Origin of the sequence: Thermostichus vulcanus str. 'Rupite', from assembly GCF_022848905.1 — a bacterium.
In the GTDB taxonomy this organism is placed as follows: Bacteria; Cyanobacteriota; Cyanobacteriia; order Thermostichales; family Thermostichaceae; genus Thermostichus; species Thermostichus vulcanus_A.
Window position 1 is genome coordinate 38,850 of the sequence record NZ_JAFIRA010000008.1, and the last position, 20,681, is coordinate 59,530.

Consider the following 20,681-nt stretch of genomic DNA (forward strand, 5'->3'; position numbering starts at 1 on the left):
TTGGGCAGAGTTGACTATGGCGCAAGGGATCCCACCTGCCGTCGAAATGAGCGGCATCCTCAAGCGTTTCGGCCCAGTAGTGGCCAACGCAGGCATTGATTTGCGGGTGGAATCCGGTGAAATTCATGCCCTCTTGGGGGAAAACGGGGCCGGAAAATCAACCCTGATGGCTATTCTCTACGGCTTGGTCAGTCCCGATGCCGGCATAATTCGGATCAATGGCATCCCAGTGCGCTTTCGGAGTCCCCGCGATGCGGTGGCCGCCGGATTGGGCATGGTACACCAGCATTTCATGTTGATCCCACGCTTTAGTGTGGCCGAAAACATCATTTTGGGATGTGAGCCAGGGCCAGGGGTGCGCTTGAGTCGTCGTCGGGCGGTGGCTCAAGTGGAAGCTTTCATGCAGCAGCAGGGGCTGTGGGTGGATCCCTGGGCGAAGGTGGCGGATCTGCCGGTGGGAATGCAGCAACGGGTGGAACTGCTCAAGGCTCTATACCGGGGTAGCCGCATTTTGATTTTGGATGAACCCACCGCTTTGCTCGCTCCCACAGAGGTTGAAGAGTTTTACCAAATCCTGCAACGCTTGCGGGCCAACGGCCAAACCATCCTCTTCATCACCCACAAACTGCAGGAAGTCCTGACGGTGAGCGATCGGCTAACTGTGATCCGCCAGGGGCGCACAGTGGGCAGTTGTACCGCTGCGGAGGCTACCCCCAGTCAATTGGCGGAGATGATGGTGGGTCGCAGTCTTTCTCCGGGATCCCAAGTAGCCACCCCAAGCCTTGGGGATCCCTTGCTGGAGGTGGAACGGCTTACCTTGCGGCCTACCTCTACCCGCCAGTCGGGGCACTCTCAGGAGGGGATCCAACTGCAGGTGCGTGCCGGGGAGATCGTCGGCATTTGTGGTGTCGAGGGCAATGGTCAGACCGAGCTGTTGGACTTGCTCATGGGGCAACAGCGCAGCCCCGTCGGAACGGTGAAACTGCGCGGGCAGGATATTAGCCAGTCTTCTCCTCTGGTCAGACGCCGCTTGGGGGTGCGAGCCATTCCCCCGGATCGCCATCAACAGGGGCTAGTCCTCGATTTTTCTCTTCTGGAAAACCTGCTCCTCACCCACAGCGAAGAGCCGCCGCTAGCCGGTCGGGTTCGCCTCAATTACGCCCGTGCCCAGACCGTAGCCCAAGAGCTGCTGCACCGGTTTGATGTGCGTGCTTCCTCCACCCGCCCACCCGCCCGCACCCTTTCGGGGGGCAACCAACAAAAGTGGATCATCGCCCGGGAACTGTGGGGGGATCCCTGCCTATTGTTGGCCGCCCAACCGACACGAGGATTGGATATTGGGGCAACCGACTTTGTGCATGAGCGGCTGCGGGAGGCACGGGATCGGGGCTGTGGGATCCTACTGATTTCCTTCGATCTAGACGAGATTTTGGCCTTGAGCGATCGCATCCTCGTGCTTTTTCGGGGACAGATTCACGGGGAATTTGCCCGTGGAGAAGCCTCACGACAAACTTTGGGGTTGCTCATGAGCGGTGGCAGCCTGGATAGGGTCTGCGGGCAGGAAGGGATCAGCTAATGATGCAAGGGATGCAGGGAATGAACAAGGGACTTTGGGGAACCTTCTCAGATCCGCGGGTATGGCTGTTGGCCACCTTTGGGGTCGCCTTTGTGATGGGCGGTCTCCTGATTGCGGTTGCTGGACGGGATCCCTGGCTAGCCTATCAAGCCCTGGTGCAGGGGGCTTTCGGCGGTGGGGCAGCCTTGAGCGAAACCTTGGTCAACTCCACACCGCTGATCTTCGGGGGACTGGCCTTTGCTTTGGCCGCTCGGTCGGGGCTGTTCAACATTGGGATCGAAGGGCAACTGGTGCTGGGCGGATTGGTGGCCGGATGGATGGGATCCCTACCTTTGGGGTGGCCCCGTGTTCTGCATTTGCCGTTGTGTCTGGGGTTGGCGGCTGTGGCAGGAGGACTTTGGGGCCTCTTACCTGGGATCCTTAAAGCCCGCAACGGCACTCATGAGGTGATCACCACCATCATGCTCAACTACCTCAGCTTCCGCCTAACCGCCTATCTGGTGGGGCCAAGTGGGCCATTACGTTCTGGGCCCCTACCGGCTACAGCTCCTTTGGTGGCCGCGGCCCGGTTGGATCCCTTGTGGTCGGGTACCCGCCTGAGTGGGGGGTGGCTCTTGGCTTTGGGGCTGGCGGCGCTGGTGGGGTTTGGCCTCTTCCGGACTCGGGTTGGCTTTCGCTTGCGAACCGTCGGCTCCAGTCCGGGAGCGGCTCAGTATGCAGGCATTTCAGTCACTAAGGTTTGGATCGGAGCGATGGTGCTGAGTGGGGCTTTGGCCGGGCTCGGCGGGGCAGTGGAGGTGTTGGGGTTACATTATCGCTTTTACGACCAATTTTCCCCTGGCTACGGATTTACAGCGATTGCCGTCGGCCTAGTGGGAAACAATCATCCCTTGGGAGTGGTATGGGCCGGACTGCTATTTGGAGCTTTAAACAATGGGGCAACAGCGATGCAAACCCTAGCCAATACCCCCAAAGATCTGGTGCAAATTTTGCAATCTCTAGTGATTTTTTCAGTAGCCGCGGTAGCAGGACTAACCCGCAAACGGGGAGGAAAGTTTTGAGTATAGCTTGAAGGGATCTCCCAAGCCCCCCTGAATGAGTGGGGATCCCTCGGTTGGAGCAAGCTCCCGATTGACAGCCCTTTCCTATTCAAACAGGGGGCTCGATTGACGAAACAATATCGCGGATCACCGCCTCTGCCTCTTGCCGTTGGTTGCCAGCCATTTCTCCAGACCCGAGCAGAGAAATCCGATGCGCCAACACCGAGACGAACAACGCTTGTAAATCCTCTGGCAAGCAAAAACTGCGCCCATTCACCAAAGCCTGCGCTCGTGCTGCCCGTGCCAAGGCCAACGCCCCACGCGTTGAGACCCCAGCCCGCAACAACTTGGAGGTGCGAGTGGCCTGCACCACCTGCAAAAGGTAATCCGCCAGGGATCCCTCTAAATGCACCTGATCCACTGCTGACTGAATGCGCCGCAACTCATTCAAAGAGAGCACTGGCTGTAAGGAATCGACTGGCTCGGCTTGTTGACGGTGTAAAAGGAGAGCTCGCTCGATCTCAGCACTCGGATAACCAATCGACAACCGCACCAGAAACCGATCCAACTGACTTTCAGGTAGGGGATAGGTGCCGTGATATTCCAACGGGTTTTGGGTGGCCAAAACCATAAAGGGATCCGGCAGAGGATAGGTGCGATCATCTACCGAGACCTGCTTTTCTGCCATTGCCTCAAGCAGAGCACTTTGGGTGCGGGGAGATGTGCGGTTAATCTCATCCGCTAGAATCACATGGGCAAAAATCGGGCCGGGGCGAAATTCAAAATCGCCCTTGTCTTTGTTGAACAGGGTGAGACCCAAAATATCTGTCGGCAACAGGTCGCTGGTGAACTGAATGCGTTGAAAATCTGCCCCCAAACTGCGGGCTATGGCACGAGCCAAAGTGGTTTTACCCACACCTGGCACATCTTCCAGCAAGACATGGCCACCTGCAACCAAGGCGGTGACGACCGCCCACACCACCTGAGACTTGCCCTGAAACACCGATTCGACATTCGCCTTCAGCCGACCAATTTGTTGGTGTAACACCTGTAAGGCTTCTGCCGGGATCCGCGTTGAACCCGAAGCAGACAGGGTAGGGACAGCAGCCATCACTCATTCCAAAAGGAGCCTATATCCACCATACAGGTCGGATCCCCCTCCTCAACAGGAGATGGAATCCTGACAAACCCCAGTGGCAAACCGGAGTATCATAAGATTGGATGCCCCCACTAAGGATTTGAACCTTGGAACTGTCTTGTAAAAGTGAATACGCTCTACTGGCTCTCCTGGAATTGGCTCAGCACCACAATGATGGACAAGTCTTGCAAATTAAAGAAATCGCCGCCCATCAGTCGATTCCCGACCGCTACCTAGAGCAGTTACTGGCCACCTTACGTCGGCAGGGATTGGTTCGCAGTCAACGGGGGGCCAAAGGCGGTTACTCTCTGGCACGGGCACCCTGGACGATCTCTCTGCTGGACGTGATCCAGGCCATCGAAGGGGAAGATCTGACCCGCTCCCGCGAGTTACCCACAGCGGATCCCACCCCCGAGCGGGAGGTGCTCCTCAAAGTTTGGCAGGATGTACAGGCTGCCGCAGTTGCTATTCTGCAAAAGACTACCCTTCAAGACCTGTGCGACCAGCAAGCGCAACAGCAACGAGCCAACCTGATGTACTACATCTGAACCCACCCCACCCATCCCAGGACTGTTCAAGACAGGCTGGGATCCCTGGCAAGTTTTGGGTTATCCTGAAGCGCATTGTTTTTTGACTGACCCTATTTCCATGACCGTCCAATCTCCTCGCTCTCAGGCTGCTGATTCTTTTTCCTCGGAAGATTTTGCCCAGGCTTTAGACGCGCAAAACCTCGACTTTCGACCGGGACAGGTGGTGCGTGGTCGCATCTTCCAACATCAAAATGACGGTGCCTTGGTGGATATTGGCGGCAAATCTCCGGCCTTTTTGCCCTTGCGGGAAGCAGGGATCCGCCCAGTGGAGGATTTGAGCGAGCTGTTCCCCCTGAAAACGGAAGCCGAGTTTCTCATTGTGCGAGAAGACCGCGATGGACAGATGCTGCTCTCGGTGCGTCGCTTGCAACTGAAGCTGATCTGGGAGGAACTGGCCCAGAAGCAAGCCAACGGCCAGACGGTGACGGTTCCGGTCATCGGCACCAACAAGGGTGGGGTGCTGGTGGATGTACAGGGGTTGCGCGGCTTTATTCCCCGCTCTCACCTCAACCAACGGGAAGATCTCAAGGAGCTGGTGGGGCAATCCCTGACCGCAGGCTTTATCGAAGTGAATGCAGAAGCCAACAAGCTGGTGCTGTCGCAACGGGTGGCAGCTCAAGCCGAGAACTTGGGCCGTTATGAGATTGGCCAGGTGGTGGAGGGCAAGGTGAGTGGTCTGAAGCCCTTCGGAGTATTCGTGGATTTGGAAGGGGTAACCGGCCTGCTACACATCAAACAAGTGAGCCAAAGTTTTGTGGCCTCTCTGCCGGATTTGTTTAAGCCTGGCCAGTTGATCAAAGCAGTCGTGATCGACCTGGATGAAGCCAAAGGACGGATGGCCCTTTCGACGCGGGTCTTGGAGAAGCATCCTGGCGAGGTGTTAGAGCAACTAGCGGTGGTTATGGATGAAGCGGAAGAACGTGCCAGTAAGTTAAAAGGGAAAATCACGACTGACGGCAAAGTTATCTGAAGCTATCTGATGCAACCTTGCTATCGCGGCACAGGGGGGTATTCCTAATGGGCAGGGATCCCTTTCCCCCACTAGAATCAAGCTCAATTTCGTCAGTCAATGCTGCGCTATAGTTGGGTCAACCGTTCAGCCCAAAGCGTTAAGCCTGTGAGCGATACCAATCAGGAAATCAAAGACTTACTGGTGCTCCTGGCCCAGCAGGTGACAGGACTTGGCGAGCGAATGACGCGGATTGAGGAAGGTTTCTCCACCCTCGACAAGAAGATAGAGGTGGGATACTCGGAGCTGGATAAGAAAATAGAAGCTCAGTACACAGCCCTCGACAAGAAGATAGAGGTGGGATACTCGGAGCTGGATAAGAAAATAGAAACTCAGTACGCAGCCCTCGACAAGAAGATAGAGGTGAGGTACTCAGAGCTGGATAAAAAAATAGAAGCTCAGTACGCAGCCCTCGACAAGAAGATAGAGGTGGGATACTCAGAGCTGGATAAAAAAATAGAAACTCAGTACGCAGCTCTTGAGAAGAAAATAGATGCCCTCGACAAGCGAATGGAAGTAGGCTTCACGGAGGTGAGAGGGGAGTTTAAGCGAATCGATGGGGATTTGCGACGGGTGGAGGAAACCTTAGCCAGCAGGATGGATGGAATGAACAAGCGGGTGGACAACCAGGAGTTTTTCAATCGAGGTGTGCTCCTGGCCGCTATTGGAGGTACATTGGGCGCTGTTGCTAAGGTTCTCTTTTTCCCAAACTCTGGACTGTAGCTCCTGGGTTCTGCAGTCTTATCTAGGGATCCAAACTTTCTCTCTATTTTTATTTATCTTTGTTTATGTTTTGGGCAAGCGGTACTGACCGACAATGCGCCGAGCAAAGGCAGGAACATGGTGTTCTAGCTTTTCCGGATAGTGGCGGCGGACATACAGATAGTTGCGGGTGAAATGGGAATCAATGGAAAAGCGGGCATATTCCAACCCCTGCGGTCCAATCCGTTCAATAACTGCTCCCATGAGGTGGGCCAACCACATCGGCAAGGTCATGGCTTGATCGTAGGCTTGGATCCCTTGTTGAACAGCAGCCTGCCGGGATCCCTTGGATACTACCGGCTGCGTTTCCAGATCCTCCCACACCAGCTCCAGCAATTCTCGCCCACGCCGATTGCGCACCACCAACCATTGCCAGCCCAACGGGGATCCCATATAGCCCACCACCAGATCCGCCAAGGCATTCACATAGTCAAAACAACTGAGGCAGGAGGGGGCAAAAACATCCTTTAATTGCTTGGTATTGAGGCCAAAAAAGGGCACCTTTTCCACTGAGCCATCTTCGTGCTTGAAATGGACGCGGAAATCCTGCATGAATTCATAATGCACAACCGTATCTGGGGAGCGGCTGGTGGTTTCCAGAAATTTTTGCAACCCGGCCCGGCTAACATTATCCACACAAGGGGTGCCCAATACGTAGAGTTTTTCTAGACCTAGCCTTTTCTCTACCGCCCGCAAGGCTTGAATTTGACAACCCACCCCGATTACCAACAGCCGTTTTAGGCCGCTTTGCTCCACCTGTTCCAAAACAGACAAATTGGGGGATAACGTCGGTTTATTGACCCGTGCCGCCAAAACTTCCTCGGGGGTACGCGCCAAAATCGGTTGCGGCTTAAAGCGATCCTGCGCATCCGCTTGCACGCACACCACCCCCTCCACCAAGCCGGTATTGAGTGCTTTCATGCCGATGCTGCTGACAATGCCTGTCCACTGGGCTCCCTCGATCGGATCCCGTTTGCGGGCCGTGAACATCTCTTCGTAAATGCCGAAGTAATCGGTATCCGAAACCTCCGAGGTTGGGGATCCCGTCCGTACCGATTCCCGCGACCGTCCGTGGGTTTGTTCCTCCAATTCCGTAAATTGCTGTTTTAAGAACGCACAGGCTTCTTTGACCTGCGCCACGTAATGGGTATCGCAAAGGCCGCACTGGCTGCACAGCTCTTTGGCAGGGTAGTGGCCGGAACGGATGGGTCGGGCTGGACGTGAGGAACGGGATCCCATGGAGTCTTCAGGAAAAGCACCTCCTTCAGTTTGGGGTCAAAACCTCCTGCAGAGGGTAAAGAACTATAAGATAAGGGATCCCCGGCAAAGGATAACCCTCTAGATGCTGCACCTCCCGCCCCCGTAGGCATGGCAGGATCACAGATCGCTGTAGCGTTCTTCCGACCAAGGTTCGCCGCGCATGTGGTAGCCGTTGCGTTCCGAAAAACCCGGTTGATCTTCTGGGAGAAACTCCAGGCCGCTAATCCACTTGGCACTTTTCCAGGCGTAGAGATGGGGTATCAGAGTCCGCACCGGGCCGCCATGATCCACCGGGAGCCGCTCCCCTTCTAGGGTATGCACAATATAGTTTTCGGGACGGATGAACTCCTCTAGGGTCAGGTTGGTGGTGTAGCCGCCGTAACAATGTTGCATCACCGCCTTGGCCTCAGGACGAATCGACACCGCCGCCAACAAATCGGGGATGCGCACCCCCGCCCAGGTTACATCCAGCTTCGACCAGCGGGTGACACAGTGAAAATCTGCCGTGAAGGTGTGTTGGGGCAGCGCCAGCAGATCCTCCCAGGTAATCACCACCTCTTTTTCTACGCATCCCCAAATGCGCAACTGCCATTCTTCCGGCTGGATCACCGGGGTATCCCCGTAGGTGAAAACGGGAAAGCCCCGCGCCAAATGCTGCCCAGGAGGCACTCGGCCAGACAAGGGATCCTCTCCAACCAACTTTTGAAAAAACTTGCCCACCCTATCCCCCTTGCTCTGCGTTCCCGTCAGCGGAACGGAGTCCAAGCGTCGCTACTACCCACCCTATCCCCAAAAGCCCTCGACAGGGTGAGAGAACCCTGCGAGAAGACAGAAATCGCTTAAACTCGGTTTTTGCCCAACCCACTTTCCATGGCCCAACGCGCCAATTCCGTACGGTTGTGGAGGCCAGTTTTACCCAACATGTTGCTGACATGGCTTTCGATGGTGCGCTGGCTTACCCCAAGAGCATCCGCGATCTCCCGATTGGACATCCCCTTAGCCACATATTGGATCACTTTCGTTTCCGTTGGAGTGAGGTCAATTTCCCGATCCAGTTTCATGATCGGTTGAATGCCGATATTTTGCATTTGCAACAAGCGATCCGTATGTTTCAAAGAAGACTCCACCTGGGCTACCAATTCTTCTGGTTCAAAGGGCTTAACCATGTAAACATCCGCCCCTGTGGTGAGGCCGCGTACCCGATCCGCCGTTTGCCCGCGTGCCGACAAAAAGATCACCGGCACCCAATCGGTGGCAGAATTCGCTCGAATCGTCTCCACAAAGGTGTAGCCGTCCATCTCCGGCATCATCACGTCACAGATGATCAGGTCAGGGGTAAAGTTACGCATCGCCTCTAGCCCCTCTCGACCGTTGCTGGCTGGGATCACTTCATAGCCGCGAAACTCCAGGTAGTCCTTAACCAGGAGGATCAAGTTCGGGTCATCATCAATGAGCAACAAACGCTTTGGGTTATCCACAGTTCGCCTTTTGCTTGCTTCAAAACTTAGAGGGCTGAAGAGGAGCGCACGAGAGAAAGGACAAGATTGCCCCCCACGATCTCGGCCCACAACTATAATACCCAGGGATACCCAGGGATCCGATAGTTTACTGAACCTCTGTCGCTAAAATTTAACCCAAACCTGCCGACATATGTAGATGTTCCCTTATACATCTTTTATACAAAATTGGCAAGTTATCAGCAGACGTGAGTTCGCCCAACCTCAAAGGCTTAACCACTGCATCGGGCTGCTTCAGAGGTTTCCTCACAGTTCAGATCCAGTCAGATCCAGGAACCCCATTCTTTGATGTTGTCTTTGGACTTTGCCCAGCCAGCACTGTTTTGTTACAACTCACGCTCTTATGTCCCAGTATGCCTGCACATGGGCAGATGAACGGAGCTGATGGAGAATGGGAGAAAAGCCTGAGCCGAGGAAAACAGGGTGGAAAAGGGCACGCTGGTGGAGTTTCGTCACAATAGCGACCGTGTGTTGGCGGTGGTTCAGGGCACAGAAGGCAAGAAAAACCTGTTGCTGGGGGTCTCTTCGGGTCAAGTCCACAGCGTTCATCCCCGTCAGATTACCTTTGCTCTGAATGGCGGCTCCAGCTTTACCGCTTCTGATATTCCCGGCTTTTGGGAAGCCGTACAAGCCAAATTGGATCCCGAGAGTCTGGCGGTTGCCTGGGAACTGGTGCAAGAAGACCGCCACACTCTCAGTCTGTCTGAGATGGCCCAGTTGTTGTTTTCCGATGACTCCCCCATTTCTACCTACGCCACCTACCGCCTACTCAGCGACGATCGCACCTATTTCAAGCCGAAAGGGGAAGGCTACGAACCGCGTACTCCAGCTCAGGTGAAGGAGATTTTGCATCAGATTGCGGTTACCCAACAACGGCAGCAGGAACAGGCGGAGTTTGAAGCCCATGTGCAACAGGCTTTGGCCCATCCTGGGCAAGGATATGCCTGGACTGCTGCCGAACGGGCACGGTTGGAGTTGCTGGAGCGATTGGCTTTGCAGGGGGCAGCGGCAGCGATTCGCAGCCACGACGATCTTTCCCACAACCTCAACGTCTCGGATCGGGAACGGGCCTCGCAACTGCTGGAACAGATGGGCTTTCCCGCTACCCCTCAAGGGGCCTTCGATGCGCTGATTGCTCTGGGCTTGTGGAGCCGCCACGAAAACCTGGCCCTACGCCTGACCGGGATCCCGACCCAATTCCCAAAGGAGGTGGAGCACTATACTCAAACCTTGCTGGAGGATCCCCCGCCTGAAAACTTGCCCATACCCCGCCGCGATCTCACCCAGCTTCACACCTACACCATCGACGATGCCAGTACCCGCGATATTGACGATGCCCTCAGTATCGAGTCTTGGTCTGAAGAGCAGGTGAAACTGTGGATCCACATTGCCGACCCCAGCCGCTGGGTGCAGTGGGGGGATCCCCTCGATGTGGAGGCCCGTAAGCGGGGTACGAGTGTGTATCTGCCCGAACAAGTCATCCCGATGTTCCCGCCGCAACTGTCGACTGGCCCGATGAGCTTGGTACAAGGGGAAGTTCGGCCTGCCCTTAGCTTTGGCATTGTGCTGGGATCCGATGGCCAGGTGCGGGAGTTTGAAATTTGCCTTAGCCAAATCAAAGTCACCTACCGCCTCACCTACGAAGATGCGGACGAGATGCTAGAGCTGGGGGCCGAAGCGGAACTTACCGCTATTGCACGGGCAGCTCAGTGGCGCTACGCTTGGCGCATGAGTCAGGGGGCCATCCAGATTGGCCTACCGGAACAAGATATCAAGGTGATTGACGAGATCCCACATCTGCGGGTGATCGAAGATACTCCTGCGCGGCAGATGGTGGCGGAAATGATGGTGTTGACCGGGGATGTGGCGGCCCGCTTCACCCACCAAAATGGGATCCCGGTGCCCTATCGCCTGCAGCCAGCTCCCGATTTGCCTTCCCCTGAAACCCTGGATCTCTATCCCCAAGGGCCTGTGCGCTCCTTTGCCATCATGCGTTGCCTATCGCGGGCGGAAGTGGCCACCCAACCCGGACGCCACACAGGATTGGGCCTGGATGCCTACTGTCAGGTGACCTCCCCGATTCGCCGCTATGCGGATTTGCTGGCTCACTACCAGATCAAAGCCTTTTTGCAGGGGGATCCCTTGCCTTTGACAGAGTCGGATGTGCAGCAGTTGTTGCTGGCTTTGGAGCCGGGTACTGCCGAAGCTGTTCAGGTGGAGCGCAAATCCAAACGCTACTGGAGCATCGAATATCTGCGCCTGCGACCGGGCCAGGTATGGCGGGCTTTGGTGCTGGGCTATCTGCGGGAGCACGAGAATTTGGTGCTGGTGATGCTGGATGAAATCGCCTTTCGGGTGCCTGTGAGGTTAGAACGTCAAATCCCCCTTGGGGCTTGGATTGAACTCGAAGTGCTGAAAGCGGATCCCCGTGCAGATGTCATCGAATTGCGGCAGGTGGAAGAGTAACAGCCAACAACAGCACAATCAAGGTCAGGAGCTAGAACAGAACTTGGAATGATCCTGCGTCGAGGATCCCAGCAGCCTTTAGGATCCGGGGGCACTGAAAGGAGCAAGCATCCATGAGCCAAACGACCCTAGCAACAGAAGTCACCCTGCGGCAGCTCAAACAGGCTTTTGGGTTGCAGTTGGCGACGGATCCCGCTTTCTTCGGAGAATGGAGGGAAGTGGATACGACCGTTACCGAGAATGAGAAAGTTGTTCTCGATCGAGTCAAAGATAATTTTCTACATCTGATGGAAGACCCGCCGCTCCTAGAAAATACTGTGAAGTTGGTGGTGTTAGCCCCTCTTTTAGATCTAGCAGGTTTTTATCAGAACCCCTTTCGCATAGAAACAGAAACCAGCATTGATGTGAAATTGGAAGATGAAGGCTTAATCATTCACGGACGAATGGATGTGTTGATCTTGAGGGATCGGCTTTGGTTATTGGTAATCGAATCCAAACGAAGTGATTTTTCGGTAGCGCGGGCAATTCCACAACTCCTTACTTATATGTTGGCCAACCCCGATGCTGTTCAGCCTAGCTTCGGCATGATTACCAACGGCAACGAGTTTATCTTTCTCAAAGCGACTCGCCAGCCTGTTGCTGCATACGCAAATTCCCGACTCTTTTCTTTGTTGAATCCTGATAATGAGCTGTATTCCGTGCTGCCAATTCTGAAGCATTTGGGAAACCAAGTGCTCCCTAACAGTCGTTGAGACTTTTTCTCTTCTGGGGCACCTTTAGCAAATTCACTGCCGAAAACAGCCAGCCCTTTGCCGCAGAGTTCCGTAGTTTGGAACAGCAGGTGTGAATCAGGGTGAAGACATGCAACTGGATCCAGAACAATCGAGCCCTGCAAGCCAGGGATCCCCGCTGACTCGCAAGCAACTGGAGGTTTATGCTCAACATTGGCGACCCGCCTATGCGGCGATGCATCTTCACTCCCCCTGCTAACCTATCCCCACTCTCCCTCTTAGCTTAGGATTTGCTCCTTACCCAAATAGGATCCTGAAGATGTCGTCCGTAACCCCCTTGTACTGGGATCGCCTCACCAACGGGATCCCGACCGCCCTTGAGGCTGACCTGATCCTGGTTTCGGATGGGCAGGCTCTGGTGGCTGTAGAGTTTTCCCCCTTTGAGCAGGGCCTGCGGCAACGACTCGAAAAACGCTTCCGTGCCGTAGATTGGATCCCTGAGGCGAATCCACAGGGGGTGAGAGAAGCCGTACGGGCCTATTTTGCCGGGGAATGGGATCCCATCCAGGCGGTGCCAGTGAATCCGGGCGGTACCTCCTTTCAGCAGCAGGTATGGCAGGCACTACGCGGGATCCCGGTTGGAGAAACCCGCACCTACGGGGAGCTGGCCGCTCAACTGGGTAACCGCCATGGGGCACGAGCGGTGGGCATGGCCAATGCCCTCAACCCCATCGCCATTGTCATCCCCTGTCATCGCGTTATCGGTGCAGGGGCAGATCTGACGGGGTATGCAGGCGGGTTGGAGCGCAAACGCTGGCTTTTGGCCCATGAAGGGGTACCGCTGGGCAACTGCTCTGCACACGCTCAGTTGAGTTTGCTCTATTGATATCAGGTGATATCAGGCCATTTCACGAGTTGATGACTTTATTGATTTTATTGATGACTATACAGAACCGGGATCCCTGTCCATGCAATTGAGAGATGTTTTACGCTTGCTCCTGCTGTCCGCTATTTGGGGATTTTCCTTCATTTTTATGCGGGTCATTGCGCCTGTGTTGGGGCCAGTGTTGACCGCAGAGCTGCGGGTGATGTTGGCGGGGATTGCCCTAACGCTTTATTTTGGGTTAATTCGCTTTCCGGTGGGATGGAAAGAGCATTGGCGGCAATACCTAATCATTGGAACGATCAATTCTGCCCTACCTTTTTTGCTGTTTTCCTTTGCCGCACAACATATTCCCGCCGCTTATTCGATTATCTTCAATGCCAGCGCGCCCTTGTTTGGGGCGATTTTCGGGGTGATTTGGCTGGGGGAATCCTTCAGCTTCAGCAAAGGCTTGGGTTTGCTTTTGGGGTTGGCGGGAGTGGCTTTGGTCAGTCGGGCAGGCCTTAGCACAGCATTTTCCCAGTGGTTTGGGTGGGCAATGGCAGCCTGCTTGGTGGCCTCAATGTGTTATGGGTTGGCCGGGGTTTACTTGAAACGCTTTGCCCAACACATTAAACCGATGGGAATTGCAGCCGGTAGCCAAATTGCGGCAGGGTTGGTGCTCTTGCCTTTGGTGCCTTTCGCTCCCCCGACAGGGCCTTTTACAGCCGTGATTGGGTTGAATGTGCTGGGGTTGTCGTTGCTCTGCAGTGCCGTGGCCTATCTGTTTTACTTTCAGTTAATCGCCGATATTGGCCCCACCAAAGCCTTGACCGTTACCTTCTTGGTGCCTGTGTTTGGCTTGCTGTGGGGAGCCCTGTTTTTGGGGGAAGCAGTGACGGTTTCGATGCTGCTGGGGTGTGGGTTGGTGCTGTTGGGAACGATGCTCGTCCTGCGTAGATCCTAGGGTTGCTCAGTTGGAGAAGATCCTCCGAGACTTCATGAGGCACCCTAAGATCTTCAATCAAGAATAGGATCGGGATCAACACCCAACTCCTGCAGCTTGGCCAGAAGGCGCTGATTCCGCTGATATTCCAAATCCACTTGCCGTTGGGTGGCCTCTAACTGGTTCTGCGCAGCCACAGCAGCTTCCTCTGGGCTAGCCACTAGGGATCCCTGAGGGGTAAAAAACCGCAGTTGATGCTCATGAATACCCAAATAAAGGCCCAGCTGTTCGCTCCAAAGCCAACCTTGTTCTGTGGGAGAAAGGGGTTGGTACTTGCCATCCACGAGGTGAAAGCCTTCAAATTCCAGACTTTGCGGGTCAAACCAAAAATAGTCGGGGGTGCGAAAAATATCCTGGTAAAGCTCCTTTTTCAGGGTGCGGTCGGTAATTGCAGTAGATTCTGAAAGTAACTCCACAATCAGATTGGGATACTTCCCCCCCTCTTCCCACACTGTCCAACTTTTGCGGGGCCGTTTCTCGGTGTTTAAAACAACAAAAAGTCTGGGCCTCTAAAGTCTCTGGATTTGACTTGAGTAGGGCTGTAGTAGATTGTCAGGGTACCCGAGGCATAGAAGTCTTCCCGCTCACGCCATAAGCATTTGAGCAAGCGGATCAGCAGGTCGATTTGCTCTCGATGAAGATCGGTTTCCAAGGGGGGTTCGTCGCTGTCAAGGTTGCAGGGAGGCCACACAATATCTTCAGCCTCTTCCGGTGGTGGAGAGGTCTGTAGGTTGGGAAAGAAGTCAGTGGTGGCAGAAGAAGACACAGCAGCCAGAGCAACTCAACCTCAAGGATAGCCAGCCCAGAGGGACTCTTGTATACAGGAGGCTCTAGCCTAGATTTTAGGGGATCCCAGAATATTCAGAGCTGGCCAAACTCGCTGGAACAACGGGATGCTCTTGGGCAGAAGCAAAACCAGGGATCCCCATCGGCAGGATCCCAGCAGCGGTTCCCTTCCCAACCCAATCCCAATTCAAAAGAGATTACAAGATCCCCGCAGCATTCATGAAACCTGAACCACCATGGGGGTATAGATACCTATGGGTCTGGTTATGGTTCTGGCAGAACAGCTCTCAACAAAACCCCTTAGCGCTGACCAACTGCAGAAAATCGATGCCTACTGGCGGGCTGCCAACTACTTGTCCGTCGGTCAAATTTACCTCATGGATAATCCCCTCTTGCGGGAGCCTCTCAAACTGGAGCACGTCAAGCCGCGCCTGTTGGGGCACTGGGGCACCACACCGGGACTGAACTTCATCTACGTCCATCTCAACCGCATCATCAAACGGGATCACCTCAACATTCTCTACATCACCGGCCCCGGACATGGTGGGCCCGGCTTGGTGGCCAATACCTATCTGGAAGGCACCTACAGCGAGGTGTATCCAAACATCGGCCAAGATACAGAAGGACTGCGCAAACTCTTCAAGCAGTTCTCCTTCCCCGGCGGGATCCCGAGCCATGTTGCCCCCGAAACCCCCGGCTCCATTCACGAAGGGGGGGAATTGGGCTACGCCCTTTCTCATGCCTTTGGGGCAGCCTTCGATAACCCCGACTTGCTGGTGGCTTGTGTGGTGGGGGATGGCGAAGCGGAAACCGGCCCTCTGGCCACCTCCTGGCACTCCAACAAATTCCTTAACCCGATCCACGATGGCGCAGTGCTGCCGATTTTGCACCTGAACGGCTACAAGATCGCCAATCCCACGATTTTGGCCCGTCTCAGCCGGGAGGAGTTGCAAAGCCTGTTTGTGGGGTACGGTTACAAGCCCTACTTTGTGGAAGGGTCGGATCCGGCGGAAATGCACCAACTGATGGCCGCCACCCTGGATACCGTTATCCATGAAATCCAGGAGATCCAGCACAACGCCCGCAGCAAAGGGGATCCCACTCGTCCGCAATGGCCGATGATCATCCTGAGAACCCCGAAAGGATGGACAGGCCCGAAAGAAGTGGACGGCAAAAAAACCGAAGATTTCTGGCGCTCTCACCAAGTGCCCCTGGCGGAAGTGGCCTCCAAGCCCGAGTATCTGCAAATACTGGAAAACTGGATGCGCAGCTACAAGCCGGAAGAACTCTTCGATGAAAACGGTCGCCTCATCCCCGAGTTGCAAGAACTGGCACCCCAAGGGGAAAAGCGCATGGGAGCACTGCCCCACGCCAACGGTGGTCTGCTGACGCGAGATTTGAAAATGCCGGATTTCCGTCGTTATGCTGTGCCTGTGCCTCATCCCGGTACTACTGAAGCAGAAGCCACTCGCATCATGGGGCAGTTTTTGCGGGATGTGATGAAGCTGAACCAAGATCAGCGCAACTTCCGCATCTTTGGCCCGGACGAAACCGCCTCCAACCGCTGGAATGCAGTGTTTGAAGCCAGCGACCGCACCTGGGTGGCAGAAACCTACGACTACGACGAGCATCTCTCCCCCGATGGGCGGGTGATGGAGATCCTGAGTGAGCATACCTGTCAGGGCTGGCTGGAGGGCTACCTGTTAACAGGGCGACACGGCTTTTTCTCCTGCTACGAAGCCTTTATCCACCTAGTGGATTCCATGTTCAATCAGCACGCCAAATGGCTGAAAACCACCCGACATATTCCCTGGCGGCGACCGATCCCCTCCCTCAACTACCTGCTCACCTCCCATGTGTGGCGGCAGGATCACAATGGATTTAGCCACCAGGATCCCGGCTTTTTGGATCATGTGGTTAACAAAAAAGCCGATGTGATTCGGGTGTATCTGCCCCCCGATGCCAATACCCTGCTCTCGGTAACCGATCACTGTCTGCGCAGTCGCCACTATGTGAACGTGGTGGTGGCAGGTAAACAACCGGCCCTGCAATATCTGGATATGGATGCAGCCATTAAGCACTGCACCCAAGGTCTGGGCATTTGGGAATGGGCCAGCAACGATCAAGGCTCAGAGCCGGATGTGGTCATGGCTTGCTGTGGCGATGTCCCAACGATGGAAACCTTGGCGGCGGTAGACTTCTTGCGGCAGCACCTGCCGGATATCAAGATTCGGGTGGTGAATGTGGTCAACCTGATGAAGTTGCAACCCCCCGGTGAGCACCCCCACAGCATTAGCGATGTGGATTACGCCAGCATCTTCACTCCCGATAAGCCGATTGTGTTTGCCTTCCACGGCTATCCCTGGTTAATCCACCGCCTCACCTACCGCCGTCCCAACCACAACAACCTGCACGTGCGCGGTTACAAGGAGGAAGGCACCACCACCACACCGTTTGATATGTGTGTCCTCAACGAGGTGGATCGCTTTAGCCTGGCAGATGACGTGTTGGATCGGGTGGATCGCTTCAAATACGAGCGGGCCCATATCAAGCAGATCATCCACAACAAGTTTGTCGAGCACAAGCAATACATCCACCAGTACGGAGAAGACATGCCGGAGGTGCGCAACTGGAAATGGCCCTATTGAGGGGTGAACCCTAGGTCAATTCCAAGGGATCCTTACACAACGAACGTTCGCATCTGAGCCTCTGGCGGGATAGAGTTTTTCTGGGCTCTCTCTTGCCGGAGCTTTTTTTGGGGTGGCTGTTGTGGTGTGTTGGAGGCTGTGGCTGTGAAGGATCCCGTACCCGTCTCTTGGTCTAATTCAGCATCTGGTTCAGCTGAGTCGGAGTGGTCCGCTCCGGATCCCTCTGCTGATCGCGTCAGCGGGACGGACTCTTTATTAACCCCAGAGTCTATGGAGCCAGGGGATCCACCTTCTGCTCCATGGGGGGGGATGCTGCTCTCCTTGGGGTTGGGCTTGGTGCTCACGGGCCTGTTGGCGGGAGTACGCCCCTGGGTGCTTGTCCCCTTTGGGGTGAGTGTGGTGGCCTCTATGGTATTGGGATCCCTGTTGATCCCTTGGTTGCAACGGTGGAAAGCGGGGCAGGTGATTCGCCAGGAAGGGCCACAATCGCACCTAAAAAAGGCGGGTACGCCGACCATGGGGGGGATCAGTTTTCTCCCGGTGGGGCTGCTGGTGGCTTTGGGGTGGACGGGATGGGATCCCCAGGTGCTGGCGGTTGCCGGGCTCACTTTGGCCTATGGCTTTGTCGGTTGGCTGGATGATTGGCAGGTGATTCGCCAGCAATCCAACAAGGGATTATCTCCCCAGCAAAAGCTGTTTTTGCAATTGGGGATCGCAGCTGTCTTTTGTGGATACTTGGCCTGGCAAGGGATCCCTACTGGGCTGACGGTACCGGGGCTAGGCCGGCTCCCGTTGGGTGGGCTGTTTTGGCCGCTGGCGGTGTTTGTGCTGGTGGGCACCAATAACGCCGTCAACCTGACGGATGGCATGGATGGGTTGGCGGCAGGGGTAGTGGCGATTTTGCTGTTTGGGCTGGGGCTGATCCAGGCGGATCCGCAGTTATCGCTGCTGGCTTTTGGGTTGAGCGGCGCCTGTTTGGGGTTTCTTGCCCACAACCACCACAAGGCAAGGGTCTTCATGGGCGATACCGGATCCCTGGGTTTGGGAGGAGCGCTAGCGGGTTTGGCGCTGCTCGGGGATCAACTGTGGGCCTTGGCCTGGATGGGGGGCGTGCTCGTGGTGGAGGCGCTGTCGGTGATTGTGCAGGTGAGCTACTTCAAATACAGCAAACGCAAAACAGGGGAAGGGAAACGTCTGCTGCGCATGTCCCCGCTCCATCATCATCTGGAATTGGGGGGCTGGTCTGAGGTACAGGTGGTTGGATCCCTGTATGGGATCACGGCGCTGTTGGTGGGGTTAGGCTGGGCCTGGTGGCATTGGGCCGGGGTTTGAGCCGACTTGTTAACCCAACTGCCCAGTTTCAAGTGCCCTCCCTGCAGAAATGGATTGGCCGCGAACAGCGATAGGCAGTGGGGGTTAGCGGGATCCCAGTTAAGAATTGGAAAAGAAGAGAAACTTCACAAACCCAGTTAATACCCCTCCCACTAAGGTCAATATTGCCCCACGGCTGATGAATTCTTGAAAATCCAGGCGTTTTCCCAAACCATCTATTTTCTCGGTCAACTTTTCTTCGACACGCTTCAGGTCTCCTTCCAGACGAGTTTCCACCTGCTGGATTTTCCCTTCTAGGCGGGTTTCTACTTGCTTGATCTCAGCTCTAACCCCATCTATCTGGGCATGTAGGTCTCGGAAACCTACTTCCATTTTTTGGTCAAGCCTCTGATACTGCAAGTCAAATTTCTTATCTAGCTCCTGGTATTGGACATCAATCTTCTTATCCATAGCGAGGATAAGCTCTTTCAGTTCCTGTAAAGTCGGCTCGCTCATGATAAAGATCCCTGATGGTTGCTCTCCCCGCAGGTATTGTGAGCATGGTGAACATTCTAGCCAGCCGCAGATCCTCTACAGTCTTGGCACGACACTCTTGGGAGAAAGATCGCAATATGACTTTAGGCAGTAACCGTTCCCGCTGGTGGTCTCGCTGGCGCAGCCCCTCTAACCGTAGACACGGAGTTCCTTTGCTCTCTTTGCTACTGGGCATGGTGCTGGTTCTAACAACGGTACTCGGGGTGGGATCCCAGGCCCAAAGCCAGTTGGTGGATGTCAAACTTCAGCTGAAATGGTTCCCGCAAGCCCAATTTGCCGGTTACCTGATTGCCAAGGAAAAAGGCTTTTACGAGGCAGAAGGGTTGAATGTGGAACTCTTGCCGATTGGGGATCAATCCCCAATTCAGACGGTGACCGTAGGTGGGGCCGATTTTGGCAATACCTGGATTACCGACCTGCTGACGGCACGGGCTCAAGGACTGCCGGTCGTTCACATTGCCCAGATTTTCCAACAGTCTGGCTATGCGATGGTGTCCCTCAAATCCAGCGGCATCGAAACACCCCTTGACTTCAAAGGCAAGAAGGTGGGTATTTGGCCTTCCGGCAACGAATATCCAGCGCTGGCTTTGATGAAAGCCTTCGACCTCACCACCAGCCTGGATACGGGCGTGAGCAACCCGGATGTGGAGCTGATCACCTACGGTTTTGATCCTGCTTTGGTCTTCCCGGATCAGGTGGATGTGGCTTCGGCCATGCTTTACAACGAGCTGAACCAGATTGTCGGCTTGGGGTACCCTCTCAGCGAGTTGAATGTGATCCACCTGCCGGACTACGACATCAATTTGCTGGAAGACTTGCTCTTCACCACCGAGCGGGTCTTGAACGACAGCAACTTTAAGGGATCCGGCCAATCCGGCAAAGAAATTGCCGCCAAACTGGTAAAAGCCTCGATTGAGGGCTGGGATTACGCCGTAGCCAATCCAGAAGAAACCGTACAAGTTGTTCTGACCTTCTGTGGGGCAACCTGCCAAGGATCCGGCTCCGAATCGGATCCCCTCAAGCATCAAACCTGGCAAATGACTGAAATTGCCAAACTGTACCAAGCGGGCCCTACCTTGGAGGGCAATGCTGGATTGTTGGATCCCTCGGTTTACCAAGCCAATGTGGAAACCCTGAAGGCGTTGGGCATTCTCAGTGCTGATCCGCCTGCAGCAGTGGTGGATTATTCGGTATGGGAAATGGCTACCGGCAAGTCAGCCCCCACCAGCTAACGGTACCTGTTACGGGGATCACAAACTGGTCAGGGGTTCCGGCCTGCCCGGGATCCCTTTTGGATCCCTTTGCAGTCTGGGAGAAACGCAAAGATTACTGACGGATGTTTGTTCGCCGTCAAATATTCTGACTAAATCCTTTACATTCGCCGCCGCAGATCGGGGATCGCTGTAACGTATGGATATGAACTT

At 55.0% G+C, this 20,681-nt stretch carries 19 protein-coding genes and 1 pseudogene; 13 read left to right on the top strand and 7 right to left on the bottom strand.

Features of this window, described 5'->3' with window-relative positions:
• The first annotated feature begins 16 nt into the window (after window positions 1-16).
• Both JX360_RS05070 and JX360_RS05075 read left to right on the top strand, forming a co-directional pair.
• Window positions 17-1,576, top strand: a complete 1,560-nt coding sequence (locus JX360_RS05070) for an ABC transporter ATP-binding protein (protein WP_244349557.1) — start codon at window positions 17-19, stop codon at window positions 1,574-1,576.
• Between the two features lie 20 nt (window positions 1,577-1,596).
• Window positions 1,597-2,637, top strand: a complete 1,041-nt coding sequence (locus tag JX360_RS05075; RefSeq protein WP_244349513.1) for an ABC transporter permease — start codon at window positions 1,597-1,599, stop codon at window positions 2,635-2,637.
• An 88-nt stretch (window positions 2,638-2,725) separates the two neighbouring features.
• Here JX360_RS05075 and JX360_RS05080 read toward each other — a convergent pair whose 3' ends face one another.
• Window positions 2,726-3,727, bottom strand: coding sequence for an AAA family ATPase (locus JX360_RS05080; RefSeq protein WP_244349514.1), 1,002 nt, complete (start codon window positions 3,725-3,727; stop codon window positions 2,726-2,728).
• 134 nt (window positions 3,728-3,861) lie between these two features.
• On the opposite strand from JX360_RS05080, the gene JX360_RS05085 reads away from it, so the two are divergent.
• The 3 genes from JX360_RS05085 (at window position 3,862) to JX360_RS05095 (ending at window position 6,076) form a co-directional block, all read left to right on the top strand.
• Window positions 3,862-4,302, top strand: coding sequence for an RrF2 family transcriptional regulator (locus tag JX360_RS05085; RefSeq protein WP_244349515.1), 441 nt, complete (start codon window positions 3,862-3,864; stop codon window positions 4,300-4,302).
• A 100-nt stretch (window positions 4,303-4,402) separates the two neighbouring features.
• Window positions 4,403-5,314 (top strand): S1 RNA-binding domain-containing protein, encoded by a 912-nt coding sequence (locus tag JX360_RS05090; RefSeq protein WP_244349558.1) that lies wholly within the window; start codon window positions 4,403-4,405, stop codon window positions 5,312-5,314.
• Between the two features lie 147 nt (window positions 5,315-5,461).
• On the top strand, window positions 5,462-6,076 hold the full coding sequence (locus tag JX360_RS05095; protein WP_244349516.1) for a hypothetical protein: 615 nt from the start codon (window positions 5,462-5,464) through the stop codon (window positions 6,074-6,076).
• Between the two features lie 63 nt (window positions 6,077-6,139).
• On the opposite strand, the gene JX360_RS05100 is transcribed toward JX360_RS05095, so the two are convergent.
• The 3 genes from JX360_RS05100 to JX360_RS05110 all read right to left on the bottom strand — a co-directional run bounded on the left by JX360_RS05100 (window position 6,140) and on the right by JX360_RS05110 (window position 8,853).
• Window positions 6,140-7,354 (bottom strand): Coenzyme F420 hydrogenase/dehydrogenase, beta subunit C-terminal domain, encoded by a 1,215-nt coding sequence (locus JX360_RS05100; protein WP_244349517.1) that lies wholly within the window; start codon window positions 7,352-7,354, stop codon window positions 6,140-6,142.
• A 138-nt stretch (window positions 7,355-7,492) separates the two neighbouring features.
• The gene (locus JX360_RS05105; protein WP_244349518.1) at window positions 7,493-8,095 is read right to left on the bottom strand and encodes a sulfite oxidase-like oxidoreductase; all 603 of its coding nucleotides are present in this window, start codon (window positions 8,093-8,095) and stop codon (window positions 7,493-7,495) included.
• 119 nt (window positions 8,096-8,214) lie between these two features.
• Window positions 8,215-8,853, bottom strand: coding sequence for a response regulator transcription factor (locus tag JX360_RS05110; protein WP_244349519.1), 639 nt, complete (start codon window positions 8,851-8,853; stop codon window positions 8,215-8,217).
• Between the two features lie 462 nt (window positions 8,854-9,315).
• On the opposite strand from JX360_RS05110, the gene JX360_RS05115 reads away from it, so the two are divergent.
• The 5 genes from JX360_RS05115 to JX360_RS05135 all read left to right on the top strand — a co-directional run bounded on the left by JX360_RS05115 (window position 9,316) and on the right by JX360_RS05135 (window position 13,918).
• Complete coding sequence (locus JX360_RS05115; RefSeq protein ID WP_244349520.1) at window positions 9,316-11,358, top strand: ribonuclease catalytic domain-containing protein; 2,043 nt, start codon at window positions 9,316-9,318, stop codon at window positions 11,356-11,358.
• A gap of 113 nt (window positions 11,359-11,471) precedes the next feature.
• Complete coding sequence (locus JX360_RS05120) at window positions 11,472-12,110, top strand: type I restriction endonuclease (RefSeq protein ID WP_244349521.1); 639 nt, start codon at window positions 11,472-11,474, stop codon at window positions 12,108-12,110.
• 91 nt (window positions 12,111-12,201) lie between these two features.
• Window positions 12,202-12,348 carry a hypothetical protein gene (locus JX360_RS05125; protein WP_244349522.1) on the top strand — a complete coding sequence of 49 codons (147 nt, stop codon included), beginning with the start codon at window positions 12,202-12,204 and terminating at the stop codon, window positions 12,346-12,348.
• Window positions 12,349-12,408: 60 nt separating this feature from the next.
• A complete protein-coding gene (locus JX360_RS05130) occupies window positions 12,409-12,975 on the top strand; it encodes a methylated-DNA--[protein]-cysteine S-methyltransferase (RefSeq protein WP_244349523.1) in 567 nt (188 codons plus the stop codon).
• An 82-nt stretch (window positions 12,976-13,057) separates the two neighbouring features.
• A complete protein-coding gene (locus JX360_RS05135) occupies window positions 13,058-13,918 on the top strand; it encodes a DMT family transporter (RefSeq protein WP_244349524.1) in 861 nt (286 codons plus the stop codon).
• 53 nt (window positions 13,919-13,971) lie between these two features.
• Here the strand turns inward: JX360_RS05135 and JX360_RS17840 are convergent.
• Both JX360_RS17840 and JX360_RS17510 read right to left on the bottom strand, forming a co-directional pair.
• Window positions 13,972-14,651 (bottom strand): annotated as a pseudogene (locus JX360_RS17840) (Uma2 family endonuclease).
• 148 nt (window positions 14,652-14,799) lie between these two features.
• Window positions 14,800-14,934, bottom strand: coding sequence for a hypothetical protein (locus JX360_RS17510; RefSeq protein WP_279611267.1), 135 nt, complete (start codon window positions 14,932-14,934; stop codon window positions 14,800-14,802).
• 75 nt (window positions 14,935-15,009) lie between these two features.
• On the opposite strand from JX360_RS17510, the gene JX360_RS05145 reads away from it, so the two are divergent.
• On the top strand, window positions 15,010-17,391 hold the full coding sequence (locus tag JX360_RS05145; RefSeq protein WP_244349559.1) for a phosphoketolase family protein: 2,382 nt from the start codon (window positions 15,010-15,012) through the stop codon (window positions 17,389-17,391).
• A 309-nt stretch (window positions 17,392-17,700) separates the two neighbouring features.
• Entirely contained in the window at window positions 17,701-18,723 is a 1,023-nt protein-coding gene (gene mraY, locus JX360_RS05150) for a phospho-N-acetylmuramoyl-pentapeptide-transferase (RefSeq protein WP_244349525.1), read from the top strand.
• A gap of 99 nt (window positions 18,724-18,822) precedes the next feature.
• On the opposite strand, the gene JX360_RS05155 is transcribed toward mraY, so the two are convergent.
• Window positions 18,823-19,218 (bottom strand): hemolysin XhlA family protein, encoded by a 396-nt coding sequence (locus tag JX360_RS05155; protein ID WP_244349526.1) that lies wholly within the window; start codon window positions 19,216-19,218, stop codon window positions 18,823-18,825.
• 212 nt (window positions 19,219-19,430) lie between these two features.
• Between JX360_RS05155 and JX360_RS05160 the strand changes: the two genes are divergently transcribed.
• Complete coding sequence (locus tag JX360_RS05160; RefSeq protein ID WP_425244361.1) at window positions 19,431-20,489, top strand: ABC transporter substrate-binding protein; 1,059 nt, start codon at window positions 19,431-19,433, stop codon at window positions 20,487-20,489.
• Window positions 20,490-20,681: the final 192 nt, after the last annotated feature.